The 14,732-nt window shown below is 52.1% G+C and carries 13 protein-coding genes and 2 tRNA genes; 8 read left to right on the forward strand and 7 right to left on the reverse strand.

Translation table 11 applies throughout. From position 1 onward, the window contains the following. Positions 1–171: 171 nt before the first annotated feature. Together QEH52_RS03050 and QEH52_RS03055 are read left to right on the forward strand one after the other, a co-directional pair. Positions 172–2,199 carry an ATP-binding protein gene (locus QEH52_RS03050; protein ID WP_308948547.1) on the forward strand — a complete coding sequence of 676 codons (2,028 nt, stop codon included), beginning with the start codon at positions 172–174 and terminating at the stop codon, positions 2,197–2,199. Positions 2,200–2,203: 4 nt separating this feature from the next. Then, positions 2,204–3,400 (forward strand): OmpP1/FadL family transporter, encoded by a 1,197-nt coding sequence (locus tag QEH52_RS03055; protein ID WP_308948548.1) that lies wholly within the window; start codon positions 2,204–2,206, stop codon positions 3,398–3,400. An 82-nt stretch (positions 3,401–3,482) separates the two neighbouring features. On the opposite strand, the gene pheA is transcribed toward QEH52_RS03055, so the two are convergent. Both pheA and scpB read right to left on the reverse strand, forming a co-directional pair. After that, a complete protein-coding gene (gene pheA, locus QEH52_RS03060; protein WP_308948550.1) occupies positions 3,483–4,784 on the reverse strand; it encodes a prephenate dehydratase in 1,302 nt (433 codons plus the stop codon). Beyond that, positions 4,781–5,578: an SMC-Scp complex subunit ScpB gene (gene scpB, locus QEH52_RS03065; RefSeq protein ID WP_308948551.1), complete on the reverse strand. Its 798-nt coding sequence runs from the start codon at positions 5,576–5,578 to the stop codon at positions 4,781–4,783. The genes pheA and scpB overlap by 4 nt, the downstream gene beginning before the upstream one ends. A gap of 142 nt (positions 5,579–5,720) precedes the next feature. Here scpB and ilvD point away from each other — a divergent pair, with 142 nt between their 5' ends. The 5 genes from ilvD (at position 5,721) to QEH52_RS03090 (ending at position 11,415) form a co-directional block, all read left to right on the forward strand. Further along, positions 5,721–7,436 carry a dihydroxy-acid dehydratase gene (gene ilvD / locus QEH52_RS03070; protein WP_308948552.1) on the forward strand — a complete coding sequence of 572 codons (1,716 nt, stop codon included), beginning with the start codon at positions 5,721–5,723 and terminating at the stop codon, positions 7,434–7,436. 45 nt (positions 7,437–7,481) lie between these two features. Further along, on the forward strand, positions 7,482–9,056 hold the full coding sequence (locus QEH52_RS03075; protein ID WP_308948553.1) for a glucose-6-phosphate isomerase: 1,575 nt from the start codon (positions 7,482–7,484) through the stop codon (positions 9,054–9,056). Between the two features lie 26 nt (positions 9,057–9,082). After that, on the forward strand, positions 9,083–9,931 hold the full coding sequence (locus QEH52_RS03080) for a hypothetical protein (RefSeq protein WP_308948554.1): 849 nt from the start codon (positions 9,083–9,085) through the stop codon (positions 9,929–9,931). An 84-nt stretch (positions 9,932–10,015) separates the two neighbouring features. Further along, positions 10,016–10,162 carry a hypothetical protein gene (locus QEH52_RS03085; RefSeq protein ID WP_308948555.1) on the forward strand — a complete coding sequence of 49 codons (147 nt, stop codon included), beginning with the start codon at positions 10,016–10,018 and terminating at the stop codon, positions 10,160–10,162. A gap of 95 nt (positions 10,163–10,257) precedes the next feature. Further along, on the forward strand, positions 10,258–11,415 hold the full coding sequence (locus QEH52_RS03090) for a hypothetical protein (protein WP_308948557.1): 1,158 nt from the start codon (positions 10,258–10,260) through the stop codon (positions 11,413–11,415). A gap of 82 nt (positions 11,416–11,497) precedes the next feature. On the opposite strand, the gene QEH52_RS03095 is transcribed toward QEH52_RS03090, so the two are convergent. Both QEH52_RS03095 and QEH52_RS03100 read right to left on the reverse strand, forming a co-directional pair. Then, positions 11,498–12,481 carry an acetyl-CoA carboxylase carboxyltransferase subunit alpha gene (locus QEH52_RS03095; protein WP_308948558.1) on the reverse strand — a complete coding sequence of 328 codons (984 nt, stop codon included), beginning with the start codon at positions 12,479–12,481 and terminating at the stop codon, positions 11,498–11,500. A 44-nt stretch (positions 12,482–12,525) separates the two neighbouring features. Then, positions 12,526–12,882: a tetratricopeptide repeat protein gene (locus QEH52_RS03100; protein WP_308948559.1), complete on the reverse strand. Its 357-nt coding sequence runs from the start codon at positions 12,880–12,882 to the stop codon at positions 12,526–12,528. Positions 12,883–12,943: 61 nt separating this feature from the next. On the opposite strand from QEH52_RS03100, the gene QEH52_RS03105 reads away from it, so the two are divergent. Further along, positions 12,944–13,648 (forward strand): zinc ribbon domain-containing protein, encoded by a 705-nt coding sequence (locus QEH52_RS03105; RefSeq protein WP_308948560.1) that lies wholly within the window; start codon positions 12,944–12,946, stop codon positions 13,646–13,648. 70 nt (positions 13,649–13,718) lie between these two features. On the opposite strand, the gene QEH52_RS03110 is transcribed toward QEH52_RS03105, so the two are convergent. From QEH52_RS03110 to QEH52_RS03120, 3 genes are all read right to left on the reverse strand, one after another. Beyond that, positions 13,719–13,795, reverse strand: a tRNA-Arg gene (locus QEH52_RS03110). Between the two features lie 278 nt (positions 13,796–14,073). Beyond that, positions 14,074–14,150, reverse strand: a tRNA-Arg gene (locus QEH52_RS03115). A 90-nt stretch (positions 14,151–14,240) separates the two neighbouring features. Beyond that, positions 14,241–14,600 carry a hypothetical protein gene (locus QEH52_RS03120; RefSeq protein WP_308948561.1) on the reverse strand — a complete coding sequence of 120 codons (360 nt, stop codon included), beginning with the start codon at positions 14,598–14,600 and terminating at the stop codon, positions 14,241–14,243. Positions 14,601–14,732: the final 132 nt, after the last annotated feature.

Genomic DNA, 14,732 nt, shown 5'->3' on the forward strand with positions numbered 1-14,732 from the left:
TAAAATTGCTCAATAATTAATCTCCTATCAGATTCATAGGGCCGCCAACATACAAATAAAAAATAATTGTAATGAAACTTAATGAAATAATGGCAACTAATACAAATTAGACATTATAGTTGCACCGCATTAAACTATGGACGTATTTTCCCTAGCTCTACTAATTATTTCGTGAGTCATTTTCTATTCATTAGAGACGAGCCATCCATCCCAGCTAAGCTACGGGAGGTTTTTTCGGCTCCAGAGGACCGAATCGTCATACGGCAATCAGCACTTGAAGCGAAATCTTCGCTCGCGCGCAGCGCCTTTGATGCAGTGGTCATTTACTCGGAAGGCACAGAGCTAGAGCTCAAGCGCACGCTCTGCGAAATACGCGAGCTCACAGAACAGATCCCAATCGTCGTCTTAACACCCGAGTATAACTCAAGCCTAGAAAACACTGCCTTTGAGAATCGTGCCGATCTTTATTTCGCGGAGCCGATCCCCTCAAAAACACTCGCTCGCGTGTTGATGAATCAACACGAAAACAAACAAGGCAACACGTCCAGTAGCATGCAGGACTGGGGCAATCATCCACAACAGCGGAGCACTAATATCAGCCACGCGACATCGACTCTGAACGTACTGCGCGATCTCTCGCACATATTGAGCTTCAGTTTGGATTATAAAGCCTTTACCCAGCACTTCATCCTCAAGCTGCGAGAGCACATCAGTTTCAGCCGCATCGGCATCTTTCTAGAGAGTTCCGCCAAGCAATCCTTAGTCAAAAATAAGCAATCGAAACATCTCACATGCATTGCCTCACTCGGCTTGCCCTCCGACCTGGTGGACTGCTTTCAACTCAGTCGAGAAGTTGGCATCGGGCGCGAGCTGACAGAATATCCTCGTATTTTACACAAAGAAAGCGGTACTCGCAGCCAATTCACACACGGTAATAGCGGGAGCGCTAAAGAGTTCTCAGTCCTCGGCTGCCACTTAGCGATCCCGATCACAGATCGAGAAGAAATCATTGGCTTGGCGGTATTAAATGGCCCCGTGACTGGTCGCGACTACACCGAAGACGAATTGGAGCTACTCTACCTGCTGATGGAAGAACTAGGCTTGGCAATCCGCAATAGCCGCCTACACAGCGAACTTGCGCACCATGGGCAATTAATCGAAAACGTCATGCACTCCATGTCGAGTGGTGCGATCGTCTTCAGTGAAAATCTAGACATTCTTTACATGAACGACGCGGCCAAGCGCTTTCTTGATCTCGGTCAAAACAATCCCGACCGTCGTATCGAGTTCGCAGAACTTCCCGCCAAACTGGCGAAGCCAGTGCACCGTGCTGTCGAGAAAGGTGAACTGCTAGAGCCTTTTAAAATCGACGGTTTAGAACCAGACGAGGTGTATCAAGTCTCGATTTTCCCCTTCAGCCAAAAGGGGGAACTGATGCGCCTACCGCGCCCGACGATGCTCATAATAGAAGACTTCACTAAAATTGAAGCCAGCAAAGAAAGCGCTCGATCAGATACCAAGAACCAAACAATCAGTCTGATTGCCGAGCGATTCGCCCACGAGATACGCAATTCTCTGGTGCCGCTATCGACACATGCTCAATTAATCGACAAAAAGATCCAACAACCCAAGTTTCAAGCTTCGCTTAAATCGGCCATGCTCAAAGAAACCGCGAGAATCAAACGCCTCAGCGAGCAAATGCTCTATATGGCGCAATCTTCTCAGGCAGGGGGGAGTGAAGTGCAACTCAATGTTATCATCCAAAAGGCATTCCAACGCGCTCGTACCCAGACAGATAATACACTCGCGGAACTAAAAATTGAAAACCAGCTAGAGTCCTTAGCGCCACTCACGCTAGAAGCCAATCCTGAGGCGCTCACCCATGCATTCGAAGAACTATTCTTAAATTCGATTCAAGCCAATCCAGACGCACAAATCATTCAAGTTGAGATCTGCCAGGATCTCACGGGCAAGCGTCTGGTCCGCTTACGTGACGGAGGCACCGGCCTGACAGAAGATTTAGTCAAGCAGGCAACCGAAGCTTTCTACACGACGCGTCACACCGGCGTAGGCTTAGGACTCTCCGTCGCTCAAAAAGTGATTACCGAGCATCAAGGTGAGCTGAAACTCAACTCCCGAACTCAAGAACGCAACTGGGACATCGAAATCGAATTCCCCTCCTACCGTATCCACGCTTAATTACATGAAACCATTGCAACGCCCTCTCTTCACCCTTGGTCTTTCTTTGCTCGCCTACGTATCCACCGATGCCGCAGCCACACGTGTCGCTTTCATTGATCCCTTTGCCACCGCACGTGGCAATGCATTTACCGCCACGGCCGACAACCCTTCCGCCGTGTTCTACAACGCTGCAGGCCTCACACAAGTCGAAGGCACGCAAGTTCAAGGCAATGTGTTCACGATTTCACTCGGCTACGAATATAGCAGCTCCAGTGGTAACGACTCCCTAGACGACAGCTATCAAGCCATCCCCAGCGCATTCATTTCCCATAAGTTCAAAGACACTCCGATCGCACTCGGATTTGGCATGTATGCACCCTTCGCACTCGGCACCGACTGGGGCGATGACGCATCATTTACAGCAGCTTTCCCCAACCCAGAATCCGCCGTGCCTCACAAAGCGGACTTAACTTACGTGAAGTATCACGCAGTGGTCGCGTGGCAAATCTCAGAGAGCTTTTCCTTAGCAGCAGGGCTGTCCTTTGACGACACAGACATCGACCTCCAAACAAATGCATTGGAATTCAATGGCCAAGACAGTGCCGTAGGCTACTCGCTTTCCGCCTTGTGGCAACCTAGCGCACAGCACAGTTTCGGTCTCAACTACCAAGCGAAAACAGAAGTTAGCTACGACGGCACAGTTTCGGGGCCCGCGGTATCGGCATTACTCTTACAGAGCTCAGTCGATACCACCGCTGACTTCAGCTACCCCGAATCAATAGTCTTTGGCTATTCCTATCGTCCCAGCGAGCACTGGAATTTTGAATTTAATTTGGATTGGACGAATTGGGACCGCGTAAATGAGCTCGAACTTAAAGGCACGCCCTTTGCCTACACACTCAACTGGGAGTCGGCCTTTATTTGGGAGCTGGGGCTCACCCGCTACTTCGACAATGGCTGGCAAGTGAGCGCAGGCTATACCTTCGTCGAAAACGCCGTGCCCGATTCATTCCTGCTTCCGATCGTCCCCGACTCGGATCGCCACTTCCTCGCGATCGGCCTAGGCCGCAGCTACGAAAATCTGAGCTGGCAAATCACTTACCAGCAAGCCTTTGCCAGCGAACGTAAACTGACTGGCAATAAGACTTCGTCAAGTATCGATGGTAGCTACGATCTCGACAGCCAAGCGGTGGCGATATCACTGAATTACAGATTCTGAGACAGGGCGAGCCAGAGCCTCAAGACAGCGAGCCGCTCAGGGTGCACAGGGCGCACTGGACGCTCGTGGCCAAACGCTGGCATTATTCCATCGCACTGCCGACATTCGGATAGCTACCCAGCCACTTGACCAGTGGGCAATGCCCCTCTAGATCCGCCAGCGCCGCCTGCACATTGGCATCTTGATAATGGCCAATCAGATCGATAAAGAAGTAATAATCCCAAGCTTTTTTACGACTGGGGCGCGATTCGATCTTGCTCAAATTAATGCCACGAGTCGCAAAAGCGCGCAGTGCTTTCTCCAAGGCACCACACTCGTCGCGCAAAGAAATCACTAGGCTGGTCTTATCTCGTCCGCCTCCGAGTGGCTTGGCGCGCGTCTTACCGACCACCAAAAAACGCGTCACATTGTCATCACGGTCTTGTATGTCGCGGGCTTGAATCGGCACCTCATAACGCTGAGCAGACAAGGCACCCGCTACAGCAGCCACGCCTTCGCAAGTCTTCGCGGTGAGCACGGCTTCAGCGGTGCTCACAACATCAATTAGCTCTGCGTTGGGCAAGTGACGGCGCAGCCAATCGCGACATTGCCCCAGCGCTTGATCCTTTGAGCGCACCTCTCGAATCGCTTCGATGGGCGATTGAGAGATCAAGCAATGATCAATCGGCAAGTAAACTTGCGAGCAAATGTGTAGATTGGACTCGACTAGCATGTCCATCGAGTGGAAGACGGCGCCTTCAGTTGAGTTTTCAATCGGCACTACACCGTAATCCGCGGCCCCGGATTCGACCTCGGCAAACACGTCGGGAATCGTCTTGATCGAGCGATAATCGAGGCTGACCCCAAAATTGCAGATGGCGGCCTGATGAGTATAAGTCGCCTCTGGGCCGAGGTAGCCAATCACCAGCTTTTTCTCCAAGCCGATCGAGCCAGAAATCACCTCGCGATACACAGAGCGTAAGGTTTCGTTCTTAACCGGGCCGGGGTTCAGCGTGCACACTTTTGCCATGACCTGTGCCTCACGCGTGGGGTCATAATAGTCGGCCCCGTTGGCATGCTTAATCTGTCCGATTTCACCGGCATGTTTAACTCGCTGACTGAGGAGTTCGACAATGTTCAAATCAAGGGCGTCCACCTGTGCGGGATCAGTTGCCTGCGCGGCAGGGTCTAGCCCCGCAAGCATCAATGCACGGTAAATCGCCTGCAAAGTCGCGTCAGAAAGTGGACCGGGGTTAAATTTCGCAACCTTTGCAAGCACGGTAGCCTCGTCGGCCCCCCCGTCGTTCAACACACGTTGATTAAGCAACTCCACCACTTGGCGGTCGATGGCATCAATCGCATCGCGATTGCGCTGTAGTTTCACGTTGATATCTTCAGGCATCATAATGCAGTGTTTTCGTTAGATTCAGATTCGATGGCCGCATCACTCTCGACGTTCTCCCGCTGCCAGTCCACTTCGACAAATTTCTCATCCAGCGCGAGCTCATCTGACTTCGGCTCTTTCGACAGGCCCACATCTTCGTCAGAAATCTCATCGGATTCGTCTTCGCTGCGGCGCATCCACTCATCGATCTGATGATTGCTCAAGACATCCGAGGCGGGCAGCTCCTCCAGCTCCCGGATACCGGTGAATTCTAAAAACTTATCAGTGGTGCCATACTGAATCGGACGACCAGGCAACTCGGCGCGGCCAGTCACAATTACCAGCTCGAGATCGATTAACTTATGTAGCGCACTATCCACGGACACCCCACGAATCGCCTCCATCTCCGCACGTGTCACTGGCTGACGATACGCCACGATCGATAAAGTCTCTAAAGCGGCCGGGCTGAGTTTCATCGGCCGTGGAGCGCCACGCAGCAGTCGCACAAACTCTGCAAATTGCGGAGCGGTCACCATTTGATAACCATTAGGCCCTTCCACGAGGCGGTAGGCTTTATCCTTTACTTCCGCTTCCTCGCGCAACTGCAGCAAAGCATCGCGAATTTGCGCTTGTGTCACCAAACTTGGCACTTCCAGTGTCGGGCTTTCTTCGCCCTCCTGCTCTCTGGCATCTTCCTGCGCTTCGCTCAACTCTTGATGGTAACGGACGAATACCTTAACCACATCTTTGAGCAAAATCGGTTCGGCAGTCGAAAGCAACAAGGCCTCTAAAGTCTTTTTCAGGTCAAAATCCATATAATGACAGCCACTAGATTCAATAATATCGTCGGTTAAAAGCAAAAAGGGTATTGTCGTTTGCGTCGCTATTCATTGAATTCTTCGCTTTTCTGCAATGAGAAAGACTTTTCGACTACATTTAATTTAGAATTTATCAATTATGGCTGATATAACAAACCGCCCGCACTCCTCAATCGTCGTTGACGGAAACGACCGCGCCCCCGCACGCTCTATGTTACGCGCGGTCGGATTCCAAGATGAAGACTTTAAGAAGCCTCAAATCGGGATCGCCGGCTCTCCCAGCGACTTGACTCCCTGTAACATGCACCTCGGGGAACTCGCGGAGCACGCCACCAAAGGCGTCAACCAAGCAGGTGGTAAAGCCGTCAATTTCAGCACAATCACCGTATCCGACGGCATCAGCATGGGCACTAAAGGCATGCGCTACAGCTTGGTCTCACGCGATGTGATTGCCGACTCCATCGAAACAGTGGTCGCGGCCGAAGGCTTTGACGGCCTTGTCGCGATCGGTGGCTGCGACAAGAATATGCCAGGCTGCATGATCGCGATCGCGCGCCTCAACCGCCCAGCGGTCTTTGTCTATGGCGGCACCATCCTACCGGGCCTGATGCCACACGACGAAGAAGAACAACGCAATCCAATGGATATCGTATCGGTATTCGAAGCCGTCGGCAAGCACGCCAAGGGCGAATTGACCGACGAAGAACTGAAAGAAGTCGAGAAATACGCAATCCCCGGCGCAGGCTCTTGCGGCGGCATGTATACCGCCAACACAATGGCCAGTGCAATCGAAGCGCTCGGTATGAGCCTACCTGGCAGCAGCGCACAAGTCGCCGTCGGCGAGCCGAAGCGTAAAGACTGCGAAATGGCCGGCGCAGCGGTGCTCAAGCTACTCGAAAAGGGCATTAAACCACGCGACATCATGACGCGCAAGGCCTTCGAAAACGCGATCACTACCTGCTTGGCGCTGGGTGGTTCCACGAATTTGATTCTGCACCTACTCGCAATCGCACACTCCACAGACGTTGACCTAAGCATCGATGATTTCAAGGAAATCGGCGAGCGCGTGCCCCTACTGGCCGACTTGAAACCCTTCGGAAAGTATAACATGAGCCACCTGGTCCGCATCGGTGGCATCCGTCCGATGATGAAAATGCTGCTTGATCGCGGCATGCTTCACGGCGACTGCCTCACCGTGACCGGCGAGACTATCGCCGAATCGCTCAAGGATGTACAGCCCTACGCCAGCTTCCCCGACGAGCAAGACATCATTCGCCCCTTCGATCAGCCGATCAAAGAGACCACTCACCTACGCATTTTGCGTGGCAACCTCGCTCCCGGCGGCGCCGTCGGCAAAATCACTGGTAAAGAAGGCCTCTACTTCAAGGGCGTGGCCAAAGTTTACGAAGGCGAAGAAGAAGCTCTCATCGGTATCCTACGTGGCGATGTAGTCGCTGGAGACGTAGTCGTGATCCGCAACGAAGGTCCCGTCGGGGGCCCCGGCATGCGGGAAATGCTCTCACCCACCAGTGCTGTCGCCGGACGCGGCCTCATCAAGGAAGTCGCCCTCATCACCGATGGCCGTTTCTCTGGTGGTAGCCACGGTTTCGATGTCGGCCACATCACTCCCGAAGCCGCCAAGGGCGGCCCGATTGGCATCGTCAAGAGCGGTGATCAAATCGAGATTGATGCGGTCAAGAACACCATCAATCTATTGATCGACGATGCGGAATACGATGCGCGCATGGCAGCCTTCAAGCCAACCGGCGCTGGCTCCAAGCGCGGCATTCTCGGTAAATACGCAGCCACCGTCGCCACCGCCTCCGATGGCGCCGTGACCGATAAAGATCTATAGCCGCACTTCCTAATTCTAAATTGCTAATTCTAAATTCATACAGCCATGTCCTGGGACCGTTTCACTAAGCACTATCTAAATATCAACGAGCTCGATTTCGCGATCGATATCAGCCGCATCGACTTCGGCGATAATTTCTTCGCCGAAATGGAGCCACGTATGCAAACCGCTTTCAAAGCGATGCAAGCGCTCGAAGCGGGAGCGATCGCCAATCCGGATGAGGGCCGCATGGTCGGCCATTATTGGCTGCGCAATGCCGCACTCGCACCCAAACCAGAACTCACCGCAGAGATCGAAGCCTGTGTTGCTAAGATTAAAAAGATCGCGGCCGATGTGCACAGCGGAGCCATCAAAGGCGCGGCAGGCGCCTTTAAGAACTTACTAGTGATCGGCATCGGCGGCTCCGCACTCGGCCCGCAGTTTGTAGCCGATGCACTTGGTGGCCCCAAAACTGATAAGATAAAGCTCTTCTTCTTCGACAACACCGACCCCAATGGACTCGATCGCACACTGGACGCGCTCGATGGCCAGCTCGGAGAAACACTCTCAGTCGTCATCTCTAAGTCGGGTGGCACACCGGAAACTCGCAATGGCATGCTAGAAGCCACAGCTGCCTATACAGCAGCGGGGCTCGACTTCGGTCAGCACGCGATCGCCATCACCGGCGAGGGCAGTAAACTGCATCAAGTCTCCAAAGAGGACAACTGGTTAGACTTCTTGCCCATGTGGGACTGGGTCGGTGGACGCACCTCCGAACTTGCAGCCGTGGGGCTGTTTCCCGCAGCCATCCAAGGCCTCGACATCGATCGCATGCTCGCGGGCGCGAAAGCGATGGACGATGTCACACGTTCTACAGAGACCGCCAGCAACCCTGCTGCCCTACTCGCACTGATGTGGTATTTCGCCACTGACGCGAAAGGCGCCAAAGACATGGTGGTGCTTCCCTACAAGGACCGACTCATGCTCTTCTCGAAGTATCTGCAGCAACTCGTCATGGAGTCGCTCGGCAAGGAACTCGACCTCGACGGCAAAGTCGTTCACCAAGGCATCGCCGTTTACGGCAACAAGGGCTCCACCGACCAGCACGCCTACGTGCAACAACTACGTGAAGGTGTGCATAACTTTTTCGCCACCTTCATTGAAGTGCTCAAGGACCGCGATGGCGACTCGATCGAAGTCGAATCCGGCACCACATCGGGTGACTTCCTGCAAGGCTTCTTCCTCGGCACACGCGATGCTCTTTACGATAATGGTCGCCAATCGATCACACTCACCATTCGCGAAGTCACTCCCGAGGCCGTGGGCCAACTGATTGCACTCTTCGAACGTGCCGTCGGTCTCTACGCCAGCTTGATCAATATCAACGCCTACCACCAACCTGGCGTGGAAGCTGGCAAGAAGGCGGCAGCGACCGTCCTCGAGCTCGAACAACAAGTGATCGAGCACCTGAAAGCTCAAGCAGGCAAAAAATTGGACGCAGTCAGCATTGCACAGAACTTGAACCTTGATGCACAGACTGAATTGATCTTTAAATTACTGAATCGTCTCGCTGCCAACCAGCGTGGGATTGCAGTTGAAGCGAAGAGCCCCATCCATCAGTCACTTTTTTATTCTGAATAATTTAGCCAGAACCCCCCAATAAATAAATGAATAGTCTATCCATGATACTCCGTATCCTCGCAATCGTGGCTGCACTCGCAGCAGCCGCCCTTTTCTTCGTTGGCAAGGGGAAACTTGCCGAACAGCACGCAGCTCAAGTTAAAGCAGAGCAAGCCACTGTAGCTGTTCAGGCGGAACTAAGCTCCGCTAACGAACAAATCGGCAAACTGGAAACCAACCTCAAAAACGAACGCGAGTCGCTCGCCGACGAGAAGCGTAAGCTCGAAAGCGTGCGCTCTGAGATGTACACAGCCAAGCAAGAAGTCAGCCGTAGCCAACAACAACTGAGTGAAAGCAAAAAGACGATCCGCGAGCTAGAAAGCGCCGCCCAACGCCTACGCGCCGACCTACTACAATCGGAGCAAAACTTGATCGCAGCTAATAAGGAAAGTGAACTCGCTCAACTCAACGAGCGCATCGCTGAACTGGAAAAATCAAATGCCGACTTCAAAGAATCCTTAGATCGTGCCCAAGAGCGCCTCGCCAACAGCCGAGCGGCTGGTGCAAAAAGCGCCGCCAACGGAGTGCTCACAGCAGGTAGCGGCAGTTACAGCAGTCACTTCACGCCAACTGCATCACAGCCACTGCCGCAAGCAACGATCGGAGCCGAAACAACAGTTCAATCTCTGAGTACACAAAATGGTCTCATCGTACTCGCCAACACACCTGAGCTCGCTTTAGCCCCAGGTGCACAAGTGACTGTCATTAAAGACATGAAGGCCCTGGGTAAGATTCAAGTCGTGCAAGTCACCGACAAGCTTGTCGTGGCCAACCTACTACCAGGTGCTCAAGCTAACAAAATGACTGTGGGTAGCGCCATCAAAATCTTGAACTAAGAGCTCGCAAGCGCCCAAGCTATTTGAGCATACTTGCTTTCATATTTTATAACACGAACAGCACATCACTCATCTAAATATATAATGTATCGCCGAATCGCACTCCTCGCCGCACTTGCCCTGATGGCATTCTTCATGACTGGTTGCTTCGACAGTAATCCCGACGATCAATCGGTGCCTTGGAGTCGCCCAGCTGATTGGGAACGCGGCGCGCCCGGCTTCGGCGGCTAGCTTGCGAATATATTTTCCACAAAAGCTCCACTCATTCCGAGTGGAGCTTTTTTATTTTCACTTGCGAGCGACTAGAAGGACGAAAAGATGCACTCGTGTTAAAAAGCATACCAATCAAAGAAACCCTGATCACCGTAGCTGATGGACTCCTACACATGGGTTCCTTCATCGTGTTGGCAGCCATCATACTACTTGCTTGCAGGCTTTTATCGCGTGGCCATGTGGATGCGAAGCTATTAACAGGCCTATGGATCGCTCTACTGTTAGCCACTGTAAGAGTTTTGTTGCTAAACGCGTTCGCACACCTGCTACCAAACTCTAATGCACACAATCTAGAACTAGCAGTTATCGCGGGGCTCTACATCGCAGCATTTATACTAGTCTATAAACTGATCACGATACCTGCGCTCGGCACCGCACTGAGTGCCGCAGCCATCGTCCTGGCGCAACTCGCATTGGCCAGCTATGTGCCACAACTCTCACAGAAATTAATGCCTGAGGGTCAACGTTTCGCAGAGCTGACAGGCGCGAGTAATCAGCGAACTCAAACACTCGCACGCGATGCGCAAGCATTTCGCAATAGAGCAGGCAGTGCCCAGCAAATCTTAATAAACACTTTCAATTCCTTAACTGGCCGGGAAAGCGGCGAAGTCAAATTCTCTACAGAAACCGCTCCACGACAAAAAAGTTTAGATAAGCCGAGACCTGCGGCCAAGCTCGACAGCGAAGCCGTGCTACAATCTACCAGCGCCAGCATATTAACTCCAAAACCGCTCTTCCCTGAAGATTACCATCACGCCGAAACGCCCGACTTAATCAATGAAGAGGTCGCATACTACATGCCACAAGCAAAGCCAGTCCTCTCCGAGAGCAACTTAGCGACTCCACCAGCAAATGTGGAGGCATCCGAATGGCCCGCCCCCACGACAGACGAGCCCGCAGCAGAAACCAATTATTTCACCGCGGATGAGCTCCGTCCCATCGTGACGGACCAATCCATCGTGCAAATACCCACAGGCCCCGACGCCGCAACATGGCAGCTAGCCGCAAAAGCCATTAAAATCGACGCTTGGTTTGCAGCTGCCGATGAGTCCGGACGCTCCACCATTTTCATAGCAGGCAATGCCTTACAAGATGGGGACACTTGGGAATATCAACACCAAGACGGCCATCTCTACCGATTCGCCTTCAAGGGCATCCAAAACAATTTGATTACCCTAGTTGCCCTAGAGCGTGTCAGTGCTTCGAAATAGTTGACGTCGTGAATTGCTCACTCTAGCCGTGACCAATTCACGAATTCACGACATCACGACTAGAGCACCCGCCCGATTCAGTCTAAACTTTATCTTTAGTCGCAGAATCAGCAAATTCGCCGAGATTACGGAAGCGCGCATAACGATCATCCAGCAACTTTTTAACGCTCTTCTTCTTCAGCTTAGTCAACGAATCCACGATGGCCTCCTTTAAGTTTTTAGCCGCCGCTGCGTAGTCGCGATGTGCGCCCCCAGTCGGTTCGGCAATCACGCGATCGACCACGCCAAATTTCTCCAAATATTCAGGACTAAACTTCAATGCATCCGCCGCCTGCGGAGCCGCCGCGCGATCCTTCCAAAGAATCGCGGCACAACCCTCCGGCGAGATCACAGAATAATAGCCGTTTTCAAGAATCATAACCTCATCGGCCACAGCCAGCCCCAAGGCGCCACCACTGCCGCCCTCTCCGATCACAATCGTGACGATCGGCACCTTCAAAGCACTCATATCACGAATGTTCACTGCGATCGCCTCCGCGACGTGACGCTCCTCGGCTCCAATGCCGGGATAAGCCCCTGGAGTATCCACAAAAGTAACGATTGGCATATTAAATTTTTCAGCCATCTCCATTAAGCGCATCGCCTTACGATAACCCTCTGGATGCGGACAACCAAAATTACGTTTCAAGTTATCACGCGTGTTACGCCCCTTTTGTTGGCCCAAAAGCATGACTGCTTCACCATCAAGAAAAGCAGGTCCGCCCACAATCGCAGCATCCTCGCGAAAACGACGGTCCCCGTGCAACTCCTCAAAATCCGTAAAAATCGCCTCAATATAATCCAGCGAATACGGGCGCTTCGGGTGGCGCGAAAGCTGAACGCGCTGCCAAGGAGTCAAATTGGAGTAGATCTCCATCTTGGTTTGCTCGATTTTGGCCTCAATAGCCTCAATTTCATTCGTCACATCGACCTTGGACTCCTTTGAGACCTGGTTCAGTGTGATCAATTGTTTCTCAAGCTCGCGCAGCGGCTTTTCAAATTCCAGCGTATAAGTAACGTCTTCCATGTATATTAGAATTTAGGGGTTTAGATTCGAGGCTGTCAATGCCGCTAAATGTCATCCTTTTCAGGGGGCGATTTGAGTTCATCCTTCCAGCCCAACATGCGGGCCTGCGCACCAAAGTGCTCCGCTTGATCTTTGTCTCCACGCTCCACCCATATGCGCGACAGACTGGTATTAATGTGTATATCCTCCGGGCATAACGCGTGCGCACGCTCCCCGGCCTGCAAAGCCGCATCATAATCGCCCTCCGCAAAATAAATTTCAGTCAAGGCGTGCCATACCCCAAAACTATCCGGATGCAGCTCCGAAAGCTTTAAAAGTTTAGTCAGCGCCGCCTCACTATCACCCAAGGTGAAATCAAGGGTGGCATCGTCGATCTGGTCTTGAAGAGAAGTGTCACGCATAGTCGCTTTTGTGTTGCTCTAAAACTGAGCCTGTTTTGGATCGAGGAGAGATAACTCACTTATGTCTGACCCGCAAATCGAAAAACTCCTTATTGTTCAAGATCGCGACGTCGCGCTCCAAAAAATCGAGCAAGAACTCGCCCGCATCCCACAAGAGCGCAGCGCCCTAGAGGCCCACATCACCACGGAGCAGGCTAATATAGAAGCCGCCAGCCAGGCACTCAAAGAAAAAGAGGTCCAACGCAACGAGGTCGACACCGAGGTGAAAGCCAAAGAAAGCGCCATCGCACGCTTTCTGACGCAACAACTTGAAGTCAAAAAGAACGACGAGTATCGCGCCCTCACCCAGCAGATCGAACAAAATCAAAGTGACATTGCCGAGCTAGAGGAGCGCCAAATTGAGCTCATGCTAGAGATCGACGGCACCCGCGAGACCTTTGAAGCCGAAAAAGCTGTCATCGAAGCCCGCATAGTCGAACAAAAGCAAGAGATTCTACAACTTGCGGAGCGCGAAAAGAATTTAAAAGCCTCGATCAACGAAGCCCAGGCAAGCGTGGTGGCCGCACGCAGCACAGTCGACGAATCTTACCTCGGTCATTACGACCGAGTCAAAAAGCTCTGCAAGCGCCCCCCTTACGTAGCCCCCATTGAAGCCCACAAATGCGGGGGCTGCCATCTGCGCGTATCCAACGAAGTCTCCGGCAATGCCCACCTAGACAGCGAGATCCACTTCTGTGACCAGTGCGCTCGCATCGTCTACGCGTAAGCAAACTCAGGCAGGGGGCCATCAATGGACACAAAAAAAGCGCCTCGTGTAAACGAAGTGCTTTAAAAAATGGTACACCTGAAGGGACTTGAACCCCTAACCTCCTGATTCGTAGTCAGGCGCTCTATCCAATTGAGCTACAGGTGCATTTAGGAAGTCGCGGATAAAGACGAAGCTCGGGGCAGAGATCAAGCAGAATTTTACAATTTTGACACGCTAAATCCGCCTCGCACCGAATCGCCCCTGCGCCTAACACTGGTGCTCGCCGCTCTTCGTCACCCAGGCCAGCCAACAGCCCAGCTCAAAAGAATCTATTAGGACCAAACTTTATTCGAAGGGGTATAAGGCAAAGCCTGCCCCCCACCCATAGGCACAAAACATAGGCATAAAAAAAGCGCTTCGTATCAACGAAGCGCTTAAAAAAATGGTACACCTGAAGGGACTTGAACCCCTAACCTCCTGATTCGTAGTCAGGCGCTCTATCCAATTGAGCTACAGGTGCGTTTGAGAAGGTGCGGATAAAGACGAAGCTCTGGGCCTAGATCAAGCAGAATTTTTCAAAAGATGCATTTTTTTGAAAAACCCACTTCACTTAGAACCTCACAATATAGACCATGCTCGCGGCAATTGCGCCGAGCGCAATCAATACCCACCACAGCATAACAGCTAACTGTGGCTTACGATTAATCAAGACGATCAGCCCACCGAGCGCCAGCCAGATCAGCATTTTCACGATCAACCATGGAGAGGTGAAATTGTGGCCCATCTTAGAAATTAAGCCAAAACCCGCCACTAAAATCAGTAGTAAACCAATGCCACTGGTAATCGAACCGAGCTTACGCACCGAAACATTATCCGGGGCAGCCATGCTACGCGCAAGCAAGGCACCGTAGCCTAAAAAGACCATTGCGATGCCGACGATATGAAGAACTTGATAGATATTAGGATTCATAGACCGCTAAAGAATCTGAAAAGTCACTTCCTGCAAAGACGAAAAACGGATCTTTCCGACATATGTATTCAATAAAAAAGCCCGGCAAAAAACTGCCGGGCTTTGTAGTTAGTGATACTAGGTAGGGGAATC

It is taken from the genome of Thalassobacterium maritimum, from assembly GCF_031127805.1.
In the GTDB taxonomy this organism is placed as follows: domain Bacteria; phylum Verrucomicrobiota; class Verrucomicrobiia; order Opitutales; family Coraliomargaritaceae; genus Thalassobacterium; species Thalassobacterium maritimum.